Here is a 19,222-nt window from a genome sequence, read left to right on the forward strand (position 1 = left end):
TCATACTGGACCAAGTCCAGGATGAGGCGTGAGAGGTCTAATTCAGCATCAGGGCCGATCTGGTCCTCGGCACGCCCCGCCCGAAGCGCAGCCAGCGGCCGAGATCGCCTTTCTGCGCCAGCATGGGCTTCTCCACCATCGTCCAGGACAGCCAGGACAAGGCGAGAACGACAGGCAAGGCGAGGACGAACAGGGCGGCCACATCCAGCCCGGGCCACCATTGGATCAGCAACTGCATCACGCCCCAATGGTAGATGTAGGCGCCGTAGGACAGGTCGGGCCATCTTTGCAGCGCGGCCAGTCGCGGCAGGCGCATATAGGCCAGCAGCATCACGGCGGTCGCCAGAAACAGGTTGACGGCGACTTCGACCAATGCCGTGTCGCGGAGCCCCCACGCCAGTACGAACAGGACGGGCAGGGCGGCCCAGCGGTAGCGCAGCCGGTCCCGATAGGCGAACAGGGTCGCGCCCAGCCCGTAAGCCATGCCGAAGCGTGTCAGGCTTTCCGCCGTGGCCGGCAGTCCGTCGAACAGCCCGAAGCTTTGCCCAGCCATCCAGACCATCGCCGGCAGCGCGAACTGCGCCAGCACCATCCAGCGCCGCCGCATCAGGCCGAGCGCGAAGGCTGCGCCGGTGGCGACGTAGCAGATCATCTCGAAGCGCAGCGTCCAGAGCGGGTGGGAGGCGTAGGGCTCCCCATTGCCCTCGAACACGCCAGGCAGGATCAGGTCGGTGTTGGCGAAGCTGAGCACCTTGAAAGGCTGCAGCCAGAGGCCGGGGTCCAACAGATAGTCGCCGACCGGCCAGCTCGTCGCGACCGGGCCAAGGAGGAAGAGAATGAAGGCCACATGCACGATCAGCGCCGGATAGATGCGCAGGAGGCGGGCGGCGGCGAACGCCGGTCCGTCGTTCCGGAAGAACATCGAGCCGGTGACGAGGAAACCGCTGGCGATGAAGAACAGGTTCACTGCGAGGTAGGACGGTGTGTAGTGGAACAGCATCTGCGGTTCATGGTCCACGCCGCCGCGCGTGATGACGAAGGCGTGGCCTACCATCACCATCAGGGCGAAGACCAGGCGCAACGGTGTGAAGAAATTGTCGTGGCCGTCGCGGACGGCTACGCCTTTCGTCTTCACTGTGCGTGCCATCGTCATACGTGCCCAAACCCTAGCCGTTGCACGCTTAAGGAATGCAAAATGCGCGCCGGAAGGGCGTACCTCGCTGCAAACGATCCGGACATGGTGAATGCGGGTTTAACGGCCGGCATTCGCGCAAGCAGCGCGTGCGCATTCGCCTCTTGTGAATCGGTGTCCGCCACGCCAGTTAGGGCGTCGTCATGGCCACACTGATCGATCTCCAGCACCGCCCCCGTCCGCGCCACCCGGAAAAGGCCAACCGGCCCGAAACGGACGTGCTGCGCAAACCGGCCTGGATCCGCGTCAAGGCCCCGACATCCAAGGGCTATGCGGAAACGCGCAAGATCGTGAAGGACAAGGGCCTCGTCACGGTCTGCGAGGAAGCGGCCTGCCCGAATATCGGCGAATGCTGGGAGAAGTCCCACGCGACCTTCATGATCCTCGGCGAGGTCTGCACCCGTGCTTGCGCTTTCTGCAATGTCGCGACGGGTCTGCCGCAGGCGGTGGATCATGCGGAACCCGGAAAGATCGCCGAGGCGGTGTCGGAAATGAACCTGCAGCATGTCGTCATCACCTCGGTGGACCGGGACGACCTGGCCGATGGCGGGGCGCAGCATTTCGTGGACGTGATCGAAGCGATCCGCGCCCGTTCGCCGAAAACGACGATCGAGATCCTGACGCCCGATTTCCTGCGCAAGGGAGACGCGCCGGATCGGGTGATCGACGCGCGGCCGGACGTGTTCAACCACAATCTCGAAACCGTGCCGCGGCTCTACCTCTCCATCCGTCCCGGGGCGCGCTATTTCCACTCGTTGCGCCTGCTGGAGAAGGTCAAGGACCGCGATCCGAGCCAGTTCACCAAGTCCGGCCTGATGGTTGGCCTCGGAGAGACCAAGGAAGAAGTCATGCAAGTCATGGACGACATGCGCAGTGCGGGCATCGATTTCCTGACCATCGGTCAGTATCTGCAGCCGACGCGCCGCCATGCCAAGCTCGAACGCTTCGTCACCCCCGACGAGTTTAAGGCCTACGAGACCATTGCCCGTGCCAAGGGGTTCCTGATGGTGTCGGCCAGCCCGCTGACGCGCTCGTCCTATCATGCGGACAGCGATTTCGCGCAGCTCCGCGCCGCGCGCGATGCGCAGCTCGGCCGCTGACGGGCCTTCCATGCCGTCGACCCAGTTTCTGCAGCATGTGCCCCATGCGCCCGATTGCGTGATGAGCTTGGTCACGGACGTCGAACGCTATCCCGACTTCGTTCCTGCCATGAGCGCGCTGCGCAAGACGCGCGATCTGCCGGACGGGTTCGAGGCCGAAGCCGTGATCACCTTCAAGGGCATCACCGAGACCTTCGCCTCGCGCGTCAAGATCGATCCGGAAGACCGGACGGTCGTGGCCGCCAAGCTGCGTAAAGGCGGGCCGGTCAAGTCGCTGGAGAACAGCTGGCGGTTCCATGCCATGTCGGACGGTTCGACTCTGGTGGATTTCCATGTCGATGTGCGGCTGGTGTTCCCGCTGGAAGCGCTGTTGCGGCAGAAGTTCGAGAAGGCCAAGACGGTCGTTCGCGATGTCTTCATCGAACAGGCGGCCGAACATTGCCCGCCTGTCGGCGACGGCTCGAAGATCGATCTGGTCGCCGAAGCGACGCGTCTAGGTTTGGTGGACCGCCTCGTTTAGCATCGTCAGCGCGTGCAGCACGGCCTGATCGCGCACGCGGTTGCGGGGTAGATCGCCAAACGGTTTCATTTGCGCCGTGACGCCTCGGTCCGATGCCAGCCCGAACCAGACTGTGCCGACCGGTTTTTCCAGCGATCCGCCACTGGGTCCGGCTATGCCGGTGATCGAGATCGCGTAGTCGACATCCAACCGGTCCCGCCCGCCCGCCGCCATCTCCAGCGCGGTCTGTTCGCTCACGGCGCCGTATCGTTGCAGCGTGTCGGCCGAAACGCCGACCAGGCTCTGCTTCAACGCATTGGAATAGGTCAGGAAGCCGCCATGGAAGACCGTCGAGCTGCCCGGCGGGGCCGTGAGCGCCGCGCCCAGCAGGCCGCCCGTGCAGCTTTCCACCACGCCGAGAGTGGCGCCCTTTTCCTTGGCCAGATCGAGCAGCGCCTGCGACCGGCGGAACATGTCGGCGAGGACCGGGTCGCTCATTCCGGAACCTCCAGCGTCGCCAATGCCTGCGCCGCAATGCCCTCGCGACGCCCGGTGAAGCCGAGCGTTTCGGTCGTCGTCGCCTTGATCGAGACGCGGGCGAAGGGCAGGCCGGTGATCTCCGCCACGCGCGCGCGCATGGCCTCGCGGTAGGGCTTCACCTTGGGCCGTTCGCAGATGATCGTCAGATCGACATGGCGCAGCGTTGCGCCCTGATCTTGGGCCAAGTGGATCGCGTGCTGCAGGAAGCGGTCGGACGCCGCACCTTTCCATTGCGGATCGTCCGGCGGAAAATGATCGCCGATATCGCCTTGCGCGACGGCGCCCAGGATAGCGTCAGTGATGGCGTGCAACCCGACATCGGCGTCCGAATGACCGACCAGCGTGTAACGGCTCTCGACCTCTACCCCGCACAGCCAGAGCGGATCGTCGCTCTCGGCCAGCTTGTGGACGTCGAAACCGGATCCGGTGACGGTCAAGGTGGGCGCTCTCAACATGGCTTCCGCCTTGGCGAAGTCCTCCGGCCACGTCACCTTGAAATTGCGGTCCGACCCCGGCGTGAATGCCAGCGACAGCCCGGCGTCGCGGGCGACGGCGATGTCGTCATGGGCCGCAACGTCGAGCGGCAGCGCATCGAAAGCGGCCTTGATCGGCCCGTAGCGGAAGGCTTGGGGCGTCTGGACGCGGTGCAATACGTTCCGGTCCACCGCATCGAAGCCGTCCGTTTTCAACGCATCGACGATCGGCAGCGCCGGAACGGCGCCGTCATGGGTGCGAAGCGCGTCCAGCAAAGGCCGGACGAGAGTCGCATCGATGAAAGGGCGGGCCGCGTCGTGGATCATGACGATATCCGGCGGATCGTCCGATAGTGCGTCCAGTCCGGCACGGACCGATGCGGTCCGGGTCGCACCGCCCGTGACGATGACGGCCTCCGGGGCGAGATCGCCCGCTTGCCGGTCACCGGCGGCGACGACCAGCACGGTCCGGCTGAAAATCTGCGTGTCCGCTGCATGTTTGAGCGTATGCGCGAGCAGAGGTTGCCCGCGTAAAAGTTTGTATTGCTTAGGGACTTTCCCTCTCGCGCGTTCGCCACGCCCGGCGGCGACCAAAATCAGTGCGCAGTCGGTCAATTACGGGCCTCGCCAATGCTGAATTATTGTGCGCAGGCCGGGGCTCGGCTAGGGCGTGTCCCTGATGGCAAATCCTGTCCATATCGGCAAGCTGGCCTTGCGGTCGCGAGTCCTGGTCGCACCCATGTCCGGCGTGACGGACCTGCCGTTCCGACGCATCCTGTTGCGTTTCGAACCCGGCGCAGTCGTATCGGAAATGATTGCCGGCGAAGGGCTGGCCAAGGACGAGCCCGAAAACGTCGCGCGCGCGGCGGGCGGGGCCGGGATAGACCCCATGGCCGTGCAGCTGGTTGGGCGCGATCCCCACTGGATGGCCGCGGGGGCCATGAAGCTGGAAGCGGCGGGCGCGGCCTTGATCGACATCAATTTCGGGTGTCCGGCCCGGAAGGTGGTGACCGGCCTGAGCGGCAGCGCCATGATGCGCGAGCCGGGGCTGGCCCGCGATATCGTCGCAGCGGTCGTCTCAGCCGTCTCCGTTCCGGTGACGGTGAAGATGCGATTGGGCTGGGACCATGACAGTCTGAACGCGCCGCGGATCGCGCGCGATGCCGTGGATGCAGGGGCGGTCGGCATCACCGTGCATGGCCGCACGCGTTGCCAATTCTACAAGGGGCGTGCGGACTGGGCGGCCGTTCGCCCGACCGTCGAAGCGGTGGACGTGCCGGTTTTCGTCAATGGCGACATCGCCTGTGCGGATAGCGCGCTGGCTGCGATGGAACAGTCGGGCGCGGACGGCGTCATGGTCGGGCGGGCGCTGATCGGGCGGCCCTGGGCGCTGCCGTCCATCATGGCGGCGGTCGACGGGTTGCTGCCACCTGCAGCTTCGACGGCGGCGCAAAAGGCGCGCCATGCCGTGGATCACTACCGGGAAATCCTCGACTTCTATCCGCGCGCCAAGGCCGTGCGGATCGCGCGCAAACATTTGGTCGGATATGCCGAAGAGGCCGGGTTGAGCGACTCTGACATGCGCCGCCAGCGCCTCGCACGGTCCGACGATCCGGATGAAGTCCTCTCGCTTCTTGCGACCCTTTTCGCCGATGCGAAGCGGGACGCGGCATGAGCCTGTCACTTATCGAAGACTGGCCGTTCCCGGTCTTCCAGATCGATGAAGGCCGGATCCTGTTCGCCAATCAGGCGGCGCAGGAATGGACTGGGGACAGCGTCAACCGGATGCGCGGTCGCGCGCTGACCGATATGATCCGGACCGAGCCCGCGCTGGACCAACAGCTCGCCAAGTCCGCCGCAGCGGCGACGGTTCTGACCAACCGGGCCTGCACGGCGACCTTGCCCAACGGCACGACGCTGACCTGCCATGTCACCATCTACCCGGTCGAAGGCGGGACGCAGGGCGTGTCGTTCTGGATGGCGGGGCTGCGCCCGCGCGAAGGCGAACTGGGCGCGCCGATCGTTTCCGGCATGGGGCGCCTGATCGCGCATGAGCTGAAGAACCCGTTGGCCGGGATAAAGGGCGCGGCGCAATTGCTGCGCGACGATGTCCAATCGAGCGAGGGCCGCGCGCTGCTGGACCTGATCGGATCTGAAATCGACCGCATCCGGCGTCTGGCAGACCGGATGGAAACGCTGGGCGACCGCGACCCGGACCAGATGGGGCCGGTCAACATCCACACGGTGCTGCGGCAGGCCCGCACCGTGGTGCAGTCGGCCGAGCCGCGTCTCGTCTTCACCGAACGTTACGATCCTTCCCTGCCTAACGTTCGCGGCGACAGCGATACCCTGATGCAGGCTGTGCTGAACTTGATCCGCAACGCGCAGGACGCGCTGCGCGAAACGGCCGCGCCGGAGATCGAACTCGCGACCCGTTTCCGCGCCGGGGTCACCGCGCGCTCGCGCGAAGGCCGGCGCGCGCGGCACCTGCCGATCCAGATCACCGTATCCGACAACGGATCCGGCGTGTCCGACGATTTGCAGGATCATATCTTCCAGCCTTTCGTGACGACCAAGCGCGACGGACAGGGGCTGGGCCTGGCGCTCGTCTCCAAAGTCGCCAAGGCGCATGGCGGCTTGGTCGAGGTCCGCTCGCGCCCCGGGCGCACCAGCTTTTCCGTCCTGCTCCCCGATCCTACAGGAGACGTTTCGTGAAATACGATGTCCTTCTTGCCGACGACGATGACAGCATCCGCCTGGTCCTGAGCAAGGCCCTGACCCGGGCGGGCCATTCCGTCCGGGCGACGGACAATCCGCAGACCTTGCTGAAATGGGCGGAGGCCGGTCACGGCGACATCGTGCTGACGGATGTGATGATGGACGGCCAGGAAGTGTTCGACCATCTGCCGACCCTGTCGCAGATGCGGCCCAAATTGCCCGTCATCGTCATCTCGGCCAACAACACGGTCAACACGGCCCTGAAATCCGGACGGCACCGCGTCTTCGAATATGTACCCAAACCGTTCGATCTGGACGAGATCACCAGTGCCGTCGCCCGGGCCGGGCAGACGGTCGGACCCCGGCGGTCTAGGACCGGGGCGCGGGCCCAGGGGCGCGGTCTGCCCATGATCGGCCGGTCGGCCGCCATGCAACCCGTTTTCCGGGCCGTGTCGCGGTTCGCCGCCGCCAACCTGCCGGTCCTGATTCAAGGGGCGGTCGGTACGGGCAAGGATCTGGTCGCGCGGCTCTTGCATGACGGCGGCCCGCGACAGGACCGGCCGTTCCTGCGCACAACCGATTTCGACAACACTTCGCTCACGCTGCAGAAGGTCAATGGCGGCGATCTCTATATCGACGAAGTTGCGGAACTGTCCGCGCCGCAGCAGGAACGGTTGCTTGCCTTCCTGACGGATAGCGAACTGATCCCGGCGGCGGACCGCCCGCGCGTGATCTGCGCCACGCGCAAGGATCTGCGCCGCGAAGTCGAACAAGGCGCCTTCCGCGACGATCTGCTGTTCCGCATCAATGTCGCCGAAATCCGCATCCCGCCGCTGGCCGACCGCGATCGCGATACGGTGGAATTGGCGGAAAACTTCCTCGGTCAGGCCAGCCCGAACCAGAACCGGCGCTTTTCCGCCGACGCGCTGGAAGTGCTGCAACGCCATGAATGGGTCGGCAATGTGCGCGAGCTGGAAAACATCGTGCGACGCTTGGCGGTGCTTTACTCCGACGATGTCATCACGTCTGACATGGTGTTGCAGGAGTTTTCCAAGGACATGCGCGCGGCCGGTTCCGGGTCCGAGGCGAGCGACCGGTTCGACCGCCAGCTGTCGCTGGCTTGCCGCGCCTTGCTGGACGGAGAGGGCGCCTCGGACGGATCCTCGCATTATCAGACGGCCATGGCTTGGATCGAAAGGCCGCTCATCACCGAGGCGCTGCGGATCACGGGCGGTAACCGCGCCAAGGCGGCCGACCGGTTGGGCATCCACCGCAACACGCTGCGCACACGTCTGAAGACGCTCGACCTGCAATAGGTGACGCGATTGCCTGTTGAATGCATGTCACACTGATGTAAACGTGCAACAGTCCGTCTTTCGGGCGGCCGGGGGGTGTGAAGTCTGGCGGGAGCCGCGTGGTCAGTGTGTTGAGCATTCCGAACGATGCGCCCGCGTCGGACGCATCCGCCGCCAAGGCGCAAGGCACGCGTCGGCATCTGCCGCGCATCGCCCGTTCTGCGGCATTCGGCGTTTTTTTCGTCTCGGCGATCGTGCTAACCATGCTGGGCACGCTGCTGAGCTTCAGCTCCGACGATGCGCAGGTCGCGACCGCCTACACGATCCTGAAAGCCAATATGGTGCTGATCATCGCGATCGCGCTGTTTCTGGGCCACCGCGTGTGGCGCACTCTCTTCCTGGATGACGAAGCCGACGCCGCGCCGTTGCTGCACCGCCGCTTCGTCGCCATCTTCAGCATCGCCGCCTTGTTGCCGGCGATCATCATCGGGGCTTTCGCGGTTTCCCTCGTCAGCCAGAACATGTCCGGCCTGTTCGGCTCCGACATACGCAAGAACATGGAAAGCGCCCAGCGGATCCTCGAAGATTATGTGGATCAGGAACTGTCTGAACTGGCGTTCGACCTCAGCCTTGTGCGGCAGGGTCTGGAGGAGCGCAATTTCGAGATCGGGGACCGGATCTCCCTGACGGCGGAACTGCAGATCGCGGCCCGAGTCCGCGATCTCGACGCCCTGATCCTCTTGCGGGACGACGGACAGGTTTTGTCGAAGGCGACAGGACCGCTTGCACCGGCCTTCCAGGTGCCGCGCCCGGACCTGTTGCAAGCGGTCACGGCGGAACAGACCCAGTTCCTCAACAACGACCAGACCAACTACCTCATCGCGCTGATCCGGCTGACGCCTGATAGCGACACGCTGCTCTACGCGGGACGGCGCTTGCGGTCGTCTTCGGAAGTCCTGTCCAACATTCGCGGGATCGAGGATGCATCGGCGCGGATCGATGCGTTTACGGACAGCCAGTCGCGCATGAACCGGATCTACGCGCTGACCTTCATCGAAACGGCGCTCCTGCTGCTGATGGCGGCGACCTGGCTCGGGCTGGTGCTCGCCAACCGCATCATCGCGCCGCTATCGTCGCTGGTCACGGCGGCCGAACGGGTGCGGGGCGGGGACATGAGCGCCCGGGTCAATGTCTCGGAGGAATGGGGCGAGATTTCCGATCTCGGCTCGGCCTTCAACCGCATGACGCAGCAGCTCAACAGCCAGCGCGACGAGCTGGTGCGCGAACATGACGTGTCCGAACAAAGGCGGCAGTTTTCCGAAGCCGTCCTGTCGGGCGTGCGCGCTGGCGTGCTGGGACTGACGGAAAGCGGACGCATCACCCTGATCAATGCCTCTGCCGAACGGCTGCTCGGATTGACGGCGGAGACGGCGCTGGACCGGCCGATCGGCGAGCTGCTGCCTGAATTCGCACCGGCCTTCGCCCGCGCGCGTGAAAGCGTGACCAATACGGCCGAAGACCAGATTTCCTACGAAACCGACGTGGGCGCGATCAATCTCGACCTGCGCGTCGCCAGCTATCAGGGCGCGCGCCGCGATACGGGCTGGGTGGTCACGTTCGACGACATGACACGGCTCGTCACGGCGCAGCGGCAATCGGCCTGGCGCGAAGTCGCCCGGCGCATCGCCCACGAGATCAAGAACCCGCTGACGCCGATCCAGCTATCGGCGGAGCGCCTGTCGCGAAAATATGGCCGCGTCCTGACCGAGGACCGCGAAGTGTTCGACAATTGCACCCAGACCATCATCCGCCAGGTCGGATCGCTGGAACGCATGGTGGATGCGTTTTCGGCGTTTGCGCGCATGCCGCAACCGGAATTCGAGACGATGGACCTGGGGCGTGTGCTGCAGGACGTGCTGTTCGAACAGGGCGTGGCGTTCCCGGACATCCGGTTCCGGAAGACCGGACCCTGGCCGGACACGCTGCCCGTGCGGGGCGACGACCGGTTGCTGACGCAGGCCTTGACCAATGTCTTCAAGAATGCCGCTGAAGCCGTGCTGCGAGAAGCCGACCGCCACGACGAAAGCTGGTCCGGCGTCGTGGAGACGTCCGTCCGGCAGCGCGATGGCCATATCGAGATCATCGTGCGCGACAATGGCCCCGGCTGGCCGATGGCGGATATCGAACGGCTGCTCGAACCCTATGTCACCACGCGTGAAGGCGGCACCGGGCTGGGCCTGCCGATCGTCAAGCGCATCGTGGAAGATCACAACGGGTCGATCCGTCTCGACGCGCGCGACGACGGCCGCGCCGGGGCGCAAGTGAGCTTGAAACTGCTGGCCGAGACCGGCGAGACCGACGAAGACACACTCTACCGCGAGGAAGCTGCAGAATGACGACCGACGGATTCACCATGGCGGCCCAGGACATTCTGATCGTGGAGGACGAAACCGATATTCGTTCGCTGATTGCGGGCATCCTACAGGATGAGGGACACGAGACACGCGAGGCGGCGACCTCGGACGAGGCGCTGGACGCCGTCCGCGCGCGCGAGCCGAACCTGGTCATTCTCGATGTCTGGCTGAAAGGCAGCACGATGGACGGGATCGAGCTGCTCGATACGCTCAAGCAAAGCGCACCGGATCTGCCCGTCATCATCATCAGCGGACACGGCACCGTGGAAACCGCCGTTTCGGCCATCCGCAAGGGCGCCTACGACTACATCGTCAAGCCGTTCAAGGCGGACAAGCTGATCGTGACGGCCCTGCGGGCGTTGGAGGCCGCCAAGTTGCGCCAGGAGAACCGCGAGCTGAAAGGCCGCGCCCCGTCCGATACGACCCTGATCGGCGACAGTCCGCAGATCTCCCAGCTCCGCCAGAAGATCACCCGTATCGCCGCCACCAATTCGCGCGTGCTGATTTCCGGCGGATCGGGAACGGGAAAGGAGCTGATCGCGCGACTGATCCACCGCGAAAGCACACGCTCCGGCGGGCCGTTCCGGGCCGTCAACGCGGCCTCCATGGTGCCGGAGCGGGTCGAGGAGGAGCTTTTCGGGATCGAGGGGACGGAGGGCGTCGAGAAGTCCGGCCTGCTGGAGCGCGCCCACAACGGCACGCTCTATATCGACGAGGTCGCCGACATGCCGTTGGAGACGCAAGGCAAGCTGCTGCGTCTGCTGGTCGAACAGCGGTTCCAGCGGATCGGCGGGCGCGACGACGTGCAGGTCGATGTGCGCGTCATAACATCGAGTTCCCGCGATCTGTCCGAACAGGTCCAGATGGGTCGCTTCCGCGAGGACCTTTATCACCGCCTGAACGTCATGCCGCTCGAAGCGCCGCCCTTGTCGGACCGCCGCGACGACATTCCCGCGCTGGTCGATTTCTTCATCGAACAGCTGTCCACATCCACGGGATTGCCCAAGCGCGAGATCGGGTCTGACGCCATGGCCGCGCTGCAGGCGCACGATTGGCCCGGCAATGTAAGGCAGCTGCGCAACAACGTCGAACGCCTATTGATCCTCGCGACCGGCGATCCAGGCCAACCCATCACCCTGTCGACCTTGCCGCCGGAAGTTTCCGTTGTGCGTGGCGGGCAGGCACCCGACGACAGTGAACGCATGATCGCGCTATCCTTACGCGATGCGCGCGAGCATTTCGAACGGCAATATCTGCAGACGCAGATCGACAGGTTCGGCGGCAACATTTCCCGCACCGCCAACTTCGTCGGGATGGAGCGTTCCGCCTTGCATCGCAAACTCAAGTCGCTAGGCTTGAACACGGGTAGCGGTACAGCCGCCGCGCAGGCGGACGCCGATTAGGCGCCGCCGGGTGCAGCGGCTCCGCCGGGCAAACGAGGCCGCTTCATGCGCGTGATCATCTGTGGGGCCGGGCGCGTCGGTTACGGTCTCGCCACCCGACTTGCCGTCGAAAACAACACCGTGACCGTGGTGGATCTTTCCGCAGAGCTGATCCGCAAGATCACGACCGATCTGGATGTGCGCGGCGTCGTGGGTCACGGCTCCCACCCGGATGTTCTCGTCCGGGCCGGGGTGGAAAGCGCCGACATGATCATCGCCGTGACCCAGTACGACGAAGTCAACATGGTCGCCTGCCAGATCGCCCATTCGCTGTTCGACGTGCCGACCAAGGTCGCGCGGGTCCGGGCGCAATCCTACCTCCGGGCGCAATATAACGATCTCTATTCGCGCGAGAACATGCCGATCGACATCATCATCTCGCCGGAGATCGAGATCGGCAAGGCGATCCTGCGCCGATTGTCCACGCCGGGCGCGTTCAACGTCGTGCCGTTCGCCGACGGATTGGTGCAATTCCTCGGTGTCCGGATCGGGCCGGACTGCCCCATCATCGACACGCCGATCCGGCAGATCCCGGATCTGTTCGAAGGCCTGCACGCCGCCATCGTCGGCATCCGCCGCGACGGCGTGCTGTTCGCCCCCAATCCGGACGACCCTCTGGAAGTGGGTGACGACGCCTATTTCGTCACCCGCGCCGAGCATGCCCAGCGCCTGCTCGAAGTCGTCGGAACGACCGAGTCGCGCGCACGTCATGTCGTGATCATCGGGGCCGGCAGCATCGGCACCTATGTGGCGCGCCAGCTGGAAGACCAGTCGGGCATCCGCGTCCGCGTCATCGAGGCGGACAAGGACCGGGCCGAAATGGCGGCGACCGAATTGCCCAAAACGGTCATTCTGCACGGCGACGCCATGGACGCGGCCGTCCAGGAAGAGGCAGGCGCCGACACAGCGGACCTGCTCATCGCCCTGACAGATGACGACAAGACCAACATCCTGGCCTCGATCCTGGGGCGCCGCCTGGGGGCGCATCAGAACATCGTCTTGCTGAATGAACGCTCCATGCAGGAATTGCAGAAGGATCTGGGCATCGACATGGTCATCGACCCGCGCGCCTCAACCGTGTCGTCCATCCTGCGGCATGTGCGCCGCGGCCGCATTCTCGATGTCTACATGCTCGATCAGGGATCGGCCGAAGTGCTGGAAGGCGAAGTGCTGGAAACGTCCATCTTCGCCGGAAAGACACTGGGCGAAGCCGGTGTGGAAGACGGCGTCGCCATCGGGGCCGTGGTGCGCGACGGGCGCGTCCTGATGCCCGAACCGACGCTTTTGCTCAAAGAGGGCGACCGGGTCATCCTGCTGGCCGAACGGGCTGCGTTGCGCGACATCGAGGCGCTGTTCCGCGTCGGTGTCGAGCTCTATTAGCGCCGCCATGGCCACGCCCTGGCCGGACTCCGCGCGGTGAGGCTGATCAAGATACTCCTGTGGCTGGGCTACGCATTGCTGAGCTCTGCGGCGCTGATGCTGGTGACGGCGATGCTGTCCACCATCGTGCTGGAACTGCGTGAGGCGGTGTTGATGGCTTTTCTGGCGCTCATCGCGGCCCTGACCGGCGCCTTGATGATCACGGCGAGTTTCAAGGCGGCGAGCAAGGAAAGTGCCTCTGAAGCCATCCTGTTCCTCGTCCTGTTCTGGACGGTCGTGCCGATCGTCTGTTCGCTGCCCTTCTATGTGCTGGGCGCAACGGACAGTGTCGTGACTGCCGCCTTCGAAGGGGTCTCGGCCATGACCACGACCGGGGCCAGTACGCTGGATCCGGAAAGCCTGTCGCGGACGCTTCTCTTCTGGCGCTCGTTGCTGCAATTTTTCGGCGGCATGGCTGTCGCGACCTTCGCCGTCGTCATCCTGGCCGCGTTGAACCTGACCGGTACCGGCATTCACCGCTCCGGATTGTTCACTTTCCGCACCGGACAGCTATTCGACCGGATCGTCGGTATCGGGCAGTTGATCGCCGCCATCTATCTGTTTTTCGCCGCTATCGGGTTCATGCTGATGATCATGGGCGGCACGGATACGTTCACGGCGCTGTGCCTGGCCCTGTCAGGGGTCAGCACGGGCGGGTTGCAGCCCTTCAACGGCCCGCTGGCCAATGTGCTGTCGCCCGTCTCGGCCATCGTGCTGGCGATGCTTTGCATGGTCGGCGCATTCAATATTTCGGTCGTGTGGGATTTCCTGCGTTTGCGGCGGTGGCGGTCGTTCGCCCGCATCTTCACCCATGTCGAACATCGCGGCCTGTTCGCGATCGCCGCGATCCTGTTCCTGACGACCTTGTTTTTCGCGAGCCTCTACAATTTCGGTCCGGCTCTGCTCGATGCCTTTTATTTCGTTAGCTCGGCCGGGTACCGCTACGACGTGATCAGTCTGGACATGGTGCCGGCGCCGGTCCTGATCGTAACGGCGCTGATCGGCGGATCGGCCCTCTCCACGGCGGGCGGCATCAAGGTGATCCGGCTGCTCCTGCTGTTCCGCCATCTGGGAACGGACATTGCGCGACTGTCCCACCCGTCGCGCGTCAAGCCGATCGAATTCAGGGGGCAAGCTATTGCCGACGAGGAATTCCTGTCGATCTGGATGTATTTCTTCGGCTATACCTTCTGCTTCGCTATCGGCGCGTTGTTCCTCGGAGCAGGGGGATTGCAGCTGCAGGATGCGTTGGCTGTCTCGGCGGCGTCGATCGCCAATATCGGCCCGTTGCTCGACATGACGCTGCCGTCGTCGGGCCTGCGCTATGCGGATTTCACGGGGTTGCAGCTGACCATCGCCGCGACGCTCATGCTGATCGGCCGGGTGGAAGTCCTGATTGCGCTGTCCTTGCTCATCCCGGCGACGTGGCGGCAATGACGACGTGATCCCCATGCTGTGGAACGCTCACCCCCGTGCGCCGTTATCGATTGTAATTGTAATGGCTGCGTCTAAGAACGGGCCGTAAGGCCAATCCGGTGCGATCCTCGCTGGCGCACCCAAGAACAAGACCGGGTGATCCATGTCCGAGCGCAAACAGAACCTCCAGGACGCGTTCCTCAACGCCGTACGCAAATCCAAGATGCCGCTGACGATCTTCCTGGTCAACGGCGTGAAGTTGCAGGGCGTCGTGACCTGGTTCGACAGTTTTTGCGTGCTGCTGCGCCGTGACGGCAGCTCCCAGCTCGTCTACAAACACGCTATCAGCACGATCATGCCGTCCGGCCCCGTCCAGCTGCACGATCCAGCGACAGAAGCCGACGCCGAGGCCGACGTAGACGCCACGGACAAAGACTGAAGCGCCGACCGACCTTGTTTGATCACGACATAAAGATCCAACGCGCGCTCGTCGCGCATCCCCGCTTTTCGGATGCCCGGTCCGGCGATGCGGAATATGATCTCGAAGAGGCGGTCGGTCTGGCCGAAGCGCTGGGCGTTGCCCCGGTCGAGGCGCGCATCGTGCCGATCCGGGAGGTCAAGGTCAGCAACTATTTCGGCTCCGGCCAGATCGAGGACATGGCGGCGGCCATCCAGGCGCTGGCGCTCGACGTCCTCATCGTCAACGGCGAGCTGACGCCGATCCAGCAGCGAAACCTGGAAAAGGCTCTGAACGTCAAGGTCATCGACCGGACCGGTCTGATCCTGGAGATTTTCGGTCTGCGTGCCGCGACTAAGGAAGGCCGGTTGCAGGTCGAGTTGGCGCGGCTGAACTATGAACGCTCGCGCTTGGTCCGGACCTGGACCCACTTGGAACGACAGCGCGGCGGACAGGGCTTCCTGGCCGGTCCGGGCGAAACCCAGATCGAAAGCGACCGGCGCCAGCTTAACGAGAAGATCGACCGGCTGAAGTCGCAGCTGGACGATGTGCGCCGCACCCGCGACCTGCAACGCGCCCAACGCAAGCGGTCGAGCGAACGCATCGTTGCGCTGGTTGGATATACGAATGCGGGCAAGTCGGCCCTGTTCAACCGGCTGACTACGGGCGGCGTGCTGGCCAAGGACATGCTGTTCGCGACATTGGATACGACCCACCGCGTCCTGCCGCTGCCGAGCGGGCAGAGCGCGATCCTTTCGGATACGGTGGGGTTCATTTCCGACCTGCCGACGCAGCTCATCACCTCGTTCCGCGCCACGCTGGAGGAAACGCTGGAGGCGGACGTATTGCTGCATGTGCGCGACATCTCCGATCCGCTGACGGCGCGGCGGCGCGAGGAAGTGATGGAGGTGCTGGACCAGATCGGCGCCGGTCCGGATCACGGCCAGCCGATCATAGAGGTCTGGAACAAGGCCGACCTGCTGTCGCAAGGCCGGCGCGAGGATGTCGAGTCATTGGCCGATCGGTCGCGCACCGAAGCGTCACTGACCGATTCCTACGTCGTGTCCTGCCTATCCGGGGCCGGAATCGAGGCGTTGCTGGCGGGTGTCGAGGAAGCGCTGACCCGGACCGATGAAGTCCTGAACGTCACGATCACGCCCAAGACGTTTTCGGCCCGCGCGTGGCTGCACGAAAACGGCCATGTCTTGGACGAGGAAAGCGGCATGGCTGGCGCGGTCAATATGACGGTCAGGCTGTCTGAAAGCGATGCCGGGAAGTTCCGGTCGAACCATGCGGCGTTGGTGAACGACTAGGTTTCGTCGCGTTTCACGGCCTGCCAATGGCCTTCCATCGCGTCCAGGGACAAACCGTCGAGCGATCCGCCGGCCCGCGCTTCGGCGGCGTCGAAGCGCCGTGTGAACTTCGCATTGGCGTCGCGCAGGGCGGCTTCGGCGTTCAGCCCGAGCTTGCGCACGAGATTGACGACCGAGAACAACAGGTCGCCCGCTTCCTCATGACGGTCTTGCGGTGCGGCGTCGCGCAACTCCGCCGCTTCTTCCACGATCTTGTCGAAGGCGCCGTCGCCGTCGGGCCAGTCGAAGCCGACCTTGGCCGCGCGTTTCTGCAGCTTCTGGGCGCGCATGAGAGCGGGCAGCGCGAGCGCCACCCCGTCTAGCGTTCCGCCGGTCCGTTCGGCAGCTTTCATTTCCTCCCAATCGGCCTTCTCCGTATCTCCGAAGACATGCGGATGACGGCGGACCATCTTCTCGACCAGCGCATCGGCGACGTCGTCCAGATCGAAAGCACCGGCTTCGCTGGCGATACGGGCATGGAACAGGACCTGGAACAGCAGGTCGCCCAATTCCAATTTCAGCGCGGCCATGTCCGACTGGTCGATGGCATCCTTGACCTCATAGGCTTCTTCGATCGTGTAGGGTGCGATGGTCTCGAAGGTCTGCGTGCGGTCCCAAGGGCAATCGGTGCGCAGCCGCTCCATCAACGCTTTCAGCCGGGTATATCGGTCTTGGGGCAGACCATCGCAACTGACGCTCATGGCTTGGGCTGACGCAGAGCGCGCAGGACGAGCGCGCCGAGCACCAGCGCGGTCGCGCCGTAGCTGCCCCAGATGAAGATGGCGAACGGCCCCATATCCATCATAGCGCTTCCATGCGGGCCGTCGCGGCAGGCGCAGGGCAGCGGGCGGCCCGTGCGGTCGCGATTTCGGCCAGCATGCCCCGCACGGTCAGCCATCCGAGCAGCAGCGTATAGCCTGTCGCCATCAGCATGAGCGGCACCAGCAACTCCATCGCCAATCCGGGGCTTTCGGGCATCGATACCGTGGCGGATTGGTGCAATGTGTTCCACCATTCGACGGAAAACTTGATGATCGGAATGTTCACCCAACCGATCATGGCGGTGATGGCAGCAAGGCGCGAGGCGCGCTTGCGGTCTTCGACCACCTGCCAGATCGCCATGTAGCCGACGTAGATAAAGAACAGGACCAGCACGCTCGTCATGCGGCCGTCCCATTGCCAATAGGTGCCCCAATCGGGCTTGCCCCACAGGCTACCGGTGATCAACGCCAGCGCCGTGAAGGCCGCGCCGGGCAGGGCGAGCGACCGGGCCGCCATATCGGCGAGCGGGTGGCGCCAGACGAAACTGACGAGGCTGGCAATCGCGATCGCGCTATAGGCCGCCATGGCCGACCAAGCGGCGGGCACGTGGACATACATGATGCGCACCGTCTCGCCATGTTCGGCTTCGGGCGGCGAGGCGATCAGCGACTGCCACAGGCCGAGCGTCAGCGTGACCAACGCGCCCCATCCCAATAGCGGGCCCAACCAGCGGGCGAGGCCGACAAAACGTTGGGGATTAGCAAACCGGCTGAACATCATGCGCCTCTATTCGCCGCGAGCGCCGCGACCGTCGCGGGCAGTCCTAGCGCGACGGCGATGAAGCTCAAGCCTGCAAGGATGCGAAATTGCACCGTAGCCAGGCCGTCCGCGGCGAAGACGTTCGCCGCTTCCGTCCCGAAGATCAGCACGGGGATAAGCAGAGGCGCCGTCAGGATGACCGCCAGAACGCCGCCGCTGCGCTGTCCCGCCAGCAAAGCGCCCGTCACGGACGCATAGGCCGTCAGGGCAGGCGCGCCGACGATCAGCGACAATACGGTTCCCGTGATCGATGGCCCGTCCATGCCCAAGAGCAGCGCTAGAAACGGGGCTGCCAGGATAAGCGGGATAATGGCCGTCAAGGCGAAGGACAGGCATTTGGCCGTCGCGATCGCCGTTTCCGACGCGCCCGCATGGTGCATCTGCGCCAACGCGCCGGTTTCCTGATCCGGCTGATAGAACCGATCGAGGCCGAGCAGGGCGGACAAGGTCGCGGCGAGCCAGAGCAGGCCGGGGCCGAGCGCGGGCTGTGATCCGCCCAGGGCGAGACCGCACAGCAGCACGAACAGGGCCATGAAGGCGAGCGACAGTCCCGTGCCGGATGCACCGCGTGCGGCGAGACGAAGGTCGCGCAGGAGGATGGCGCGCATCATGACCCCGGTTCCAGAACGAGTTTGTGGGCGGTCACGCCGTCGATCGGCACGGGCTGATGAGACGCGATCACGGCAAGCCCGCCGTTAGATAGATGATCGCTTAGCACATGGGTAACGCGCGCGCGGCCCTCCGTGTCCAGACCGGCCAGAGGTTCGTCCATCAGCCACGCGCCACGGTTGGAGGCCATCAACCGCGCCAGGGACAAGCGTCGGCGCTGCCCGGCCGACAGACCGGCGACCGGCGTATCGGCGCGCCCTGACAGGCCCACTGATTCGAGCCGGGCCTGCAAGACTTTTCGGTCTCGATAGAGCGTCTGCCAGAAGGCCAGCTCCTCGCCCAGTTTCAGGCCGTTGCGTTCCGGACCTTGGTGAGCCGCGTAGGCCACGGCATTTTCAGGCCGAACCCGATGATCGGCTATCATCCAATCGACGCTTCCCGCGTCCGGTCGCAACAATCCCGCCAAAGCAAGCAGCAAGGTCGTCTTGCCGATGCCGTTCGGACCCGTCAACCAAAGCGCGTCGCCAGGGCCCAATTCGAGCGACAGGCCTTCGATCAAGCGTCTATCGCCTCGCGACAGGTGCAGGGAGTCAACCGACAGGGAGATCGGGCGCGCAAGCGTGTCGAACCGGTCCGGCATGGCGCCCCTATGGCGCGCCTTTTGACCGATGTCACGCCGAGCGGACTCAACCGATTGCAGCCGGGTTGGGCGCAG

The 19,222-nt window shown here is 64.7% G+C and carries 19 protein-coding genes; 11 read left to right on the forward strand and 8 right to left on the reverse strand.

What is annotated here, in order from left to right; genetic code table 11:
• Positions 1–37: 37 nt before the first annotated feature.
• Entirely contained in the window at positions 38–1,135 is a 1,098-nt protein-coding gene (locus Q0718_RS00220; protein ID WP_298911690.1) for an acyltransferase, read from the reverse strand.
• Between the two features lie 200 nt (positions 1,136–1,335).
• Here Q0718_RS00220 and lipA point away from each other — a divergent pair, with 200 nt between their 5' ends.
• Together lipA and Q0718_RS00230 are read left to right on the forward strand one after the other, a co-directional pair.
• On the forward strand, positions 1,336–2,292 hold the full coding sequence (lipA, locus tag Q0718_RS00225; protein WP_298911692.1) for a lipoyl synthase: 957 nt from the start codon (positions 1,336–1,338) through the stop codon (positions 2,290–2,292).
• Between the two features lie 10 nt (positions 2,293–2,302).
• Complete coding sequence (locus tag Q0718_RS00230; protein WP_298911694.1) at positions 2,303–2,812, forward strand: SRPBCC family protein; 510 nt, start codon at positions 2,303–2,305, stop codon at positions 2,810–2,812.
• Here Q0718_RS00230 and Q0718_RS00235 read toward each other — a convergent pair.
• Together Q0718_RS00235 and Q0718_RS00240 are read right to left on the reverse strand one after the other, a co-directional pair.
• Positions 2,786–3,289, reverse strand: a complete 504-nt coding sequence (locus Q0718_RS00235; protein WP_298911696.1) for a CinA family protein — start codon at positions 3,287–3,289, stop codon at positions 2,786–2,788. The genes Q0718_RS00230 and Q0718_RS00235 overlap by 27 nt on opposite strands.
• Positions 3,286–4,419 carry a bifunctional 2-C-methyl-D-erythritol 4-phosphate cytidylyltransferase/2-C-methyl-D-erythritol 2,4-cyclodiphosphate synthase gene (locus tag Q0718_RS00240; protein WP_298911698.1) on the reverse strand — a complete coding sequence of 378 codons (1,134 nt, stop codon included), beginning with the start codon at positions 4,417–4,419 and terminating at the stop codon, positions 3,286–3,288. The genes Q0718_RS00235 and Q0718_RS00240 overlap by 4 nt, the downstream gene beginning before the upstream one ends.
• 64 nt (positions 4,420–4,483) lie before the next feature.
• On the opposite strand from Q0718_RS00240, the gene dusB reads away from it, so the two are divergent.
• From dusB to hflX, 9 genes are all read left to right on the forward strand, one after another.
• A complete protein-coding gene (gene dusB, locus Q0718_RS00245) occupies positions 4,484–5,479 on the forward strand; it encodes a tRNA dihydrouridine synthase DusB (protein WP_298911699.1) in 996 nt (331 codons plus the stop codon).
• On the forward strand, positions 5,476–6,519 hold the full coding sequence (locus Q0718_RS00250; RefSeq protein WP_298911700.1) for an ATP-binding protein: 1,044 nt from the start codon (positions 5,476–5,478) through the stop codon (positions 6,517–6,519). The genes dusB and Q0718_RS00250 overlap by 4 nt, the downstream gene beginning before the upstream one ends.
• Positions 6,516–7,838 carry a sigma 54-interacting transcriptional regulator gene (locus Q0718_RS00255; protein ID WP_298911702.1) on the forward strand — a complete coding sequence of 441 codons (1,323 nt, stop codon included), beginning with the start codon at positions 6,516–6,518 and terminating at the stop codon, positions 7,836–7,838. The genes Q0718_RS00250 and Q0718_RS00255 overlap by 4 nt, the downstream gene beginning before the upstream one ends.
• Before the next feature lie 77 nt (positions 7,839–7,915).
• The gene (locus Q0718_RS00260) at positions 7,916–10,213 is read left to right on the forward strand and encodes an ATP-binding protein (protein WP_298911704.1); all 2,298 of its coding nucleotides are present in this window, start codon (positions 7,916–7,918) and stop codon (positions 10,211–10,213) included.
• Positions 10,210–11,634 carry a sigma-54 dependent transcriptional regulator gene (locus Q0718_RS00265; protein WP_298911706.1) on the forward strand — a complete coding sequence of 475 codons (1,425 nt, stop codon included), beginning with the start codon at positions 10,210–10,212 and terminating at the stop codon, positions 11,632–11,634. Before Q0718_RS00260 ends, Q0718_RS00265 begins: the two co-directional genes overlap by 4 nt.
• 45 nt (positions 11,635–11,679) lie before the next feature.
• On the forward strand, positions 11,680–13,053 hold the full coding sequence (trkA, locus tag Q0718_RS00270; RefSeq protein ID WP_298911708.1) for a Trk system potassium transporter TrkA: 1,374 nt from the start codon (positions 11,680–11,682) through the stop codon (positions 13,051–13,053).
• Positions 13,054–13,089: 36 nt separating this feature from the next.
• The gene (locus Q0718_RS00275) at positions 13,090–14,529 is read left to right on the forward strand and encodes a potassium transporter TrkG (protein ID WP_298911710.1); all 1,440 of its coding nucleotides are present in this window, start codon (positions 13,090–13,092) and stop codon (positions 14,527–14,529) included.
• Positions 14,530–14,671: 142 nt separating this feature from the next.
• Positions 14,672–14,947, forward strand: coding sequence for an RNA chaperone Hfq (gene hfq, locus Q0718_RS00280; RefSeq protein WP_298911712.1), 276 nt, complete (start codon positions 14,672–14,674; stop codon positions 14,945–14,947).
• Between the two features lie 14 nt (positions 14,948–14,961).
• Positions 14,962–16,278, forward strand: a complete 1,317-nt coding sequence (hflX, locus tag Q0718_RS00285) for a GTPase HflX (protein WP_298911713.1) — start codon at positions 14,962–14,964, stop codon at positions 16,276–16,278.
• Here hflX and mazG read toward each other — a convergent pair.
• Genes mazG through ccmA form a run of 5 tightly spaced genes read right to left on the reverse strand, consistent with a single transcriptional unit; the run spans position 16,275 to position 19,147 of the window.
• The gene (gene mazG, locus Q0718_RS00290) at positions 16,275–17,018 is read right to left on the reverse strand and encodes a nucleoside triphosphate pyrophosphohydrolase (protein WP_298911716.1); all 744 of its coding nucleotides are present in this window, start codon (positions 17,016–17,018) and stop codon (positions 16,275–16,277) included. The two genes, hflX and mazG, sit on opposite strands and share 4 nt — an antisense overlap.
• The gene (gene ccmD / locus Q0718_RS00295) at positions 17,015–17,122 is read right to left on the reverse strand and encodes a heme exporter protein CcmD (RefSeq protein ID WP_298911718.1); all 108 of its coding nucleotides are present in this window, start codon (positions 17,120–17,122) and stop codon (positions 17,015–17,017) included. The genes mazG and ccmD overlap by 4 nt, the downstream gene beginning before the upstream one ends.
• The gene (gene ccmC, locus Q0718_RS00300) at positions 17,119–17,856 is read right to left on the reverse strand and encodes a heme ABC transporter permease CcmC (RefSeq protein ID WP_298911720.1); all 738 of its coding nucleotides are present in this window, start codon (positions 17,854–17,856) and stop codon (positions 17,119–17,121) included. Before ccmC ends, ccmD begins: the two co-directional genes overlap by 4 nt.
• Positions 17,856–18,509: a heme exporter protein CcmB gene (locus tag Q0718_RS00305; protein WP_298911721.1), complete on the reverse strand. Its 654-nt coding sequence runs from the start codon at positions 18,507–18,509 to the stop codon at positions 17,856–17,858. Before Q0718_RS00305 ends, ccmC begins: the two co-directional genes overlap by 1 nt.
• On the reverse strand, positions 18,506–19,147 hold the full coding sequence (gene ccmA, locus Q0718_RS00310; protein WP_298911723.1) for a heme ABC exporter ATP-binding protein CcmA: 642 nt from the start codon (positions 19,145–19,147) through the stop codon (positions 18,506–18,508). Before ccmA ends, Q0718_RS00305 begins: the two co-directional genes overlap by 4 nt.
• Positions 19,148–19,222 lie beyond the last annotated feature (75 nt).

The organism is uncultured Algimonas sp. (genome assembly GCF_947498175.1).
In the GTDB taxonomy this organism is placed as follows: Bacteria; Pseudomonadota; Alphaproteobacteria; order Caulobacterales; family Maricaulaceae; genus Litorimonas.

Coding starts and splice junctions, on each gene's coding strand:
- ccmA (WP_298911723.1), bottom strand. CDS start 19,147: ATGCCGGACCGGTTCGACACGCTTGCGCGCCCGATCTCCCTGTCGGTT.
- Q0718_RS00305 (WP_298911721.1), bottom strand. CDS start 18,509: ATGATGCGCGCCATCCTCCTGCGCGACCTTCGTCTCGCCGCACGCGGT.
- mazG (WP_298911716.1), bottom strand. CDS start 17,018: ATGAGCGTCAGTTGCGATGGTCTGCCCCAAGACCGATATACCCGGCTG.
- hfq (WP_298911712.1), top strand. CDS start 14,672: ATGTCCGAGCGCAAACAGAACCTCCAGGACGCGTTCCTCAACGCCGTA.
- ccmC (WP_298911720.1), bottom strand. CDS start 17,856: ATGTTCAGCCGGTTTGCTAATCCCCAACGTTTTGTCGGCCTCGCCCGC.
- Q0718_RS00235 (WP_298911696.1), bottom strand. CDS start 3,289: ATGAGCGACCCGGTCCTCGCCGACATGTTCCGCCGGTCGCAGGCGCTG.
- ccmD (WP_298911718.1), bottom strand. CDS start 17,122: ATGATGGATATGGGGCCGTTCGCCATCTTCATCTGGGGCAGCTACGGC.
- Q0718_RS00250 (WP_298911700.1), top strand. CDS start 5,476: ATGAGCCTGTCACTTATCGAAGACTGGCCGTTCCCGGTCTTCCAGATC.
- Q0718_RS00230 (WP_298911694.1), top strand. CDS start 2,303: ATGCCGTCGACCCAGTTTCTGCAGCATGTGCCCCATGCGCCCGATTGC.
- dusB (WP_298911699.1), top strand. CDS start 4,484: ATGGCAAATCCTGTCCATATCGGCAAGCTGGCCTTGCGGTCGCGAGTC.
- Q0718_RS00265 (WP_298911706.1), top strand. CDS start 10,210: ATGACGACCGACGGATTCACCATGGCGGCCCAGGACATTCTGATCGTG.
- trkA (WP_298911708.1), top strand. CDS start 11,680: ATGCGCGTGATCATCTGTGGGGCCGGGCGCGTCGGTTACGGTCTCGCC.
- lipA (WP_298911692.1), top strand. CDS start 1,336: ATGGCCACACTGATCGATCTCCAGCACCGCCCCCGTCCGCGCCACCCG.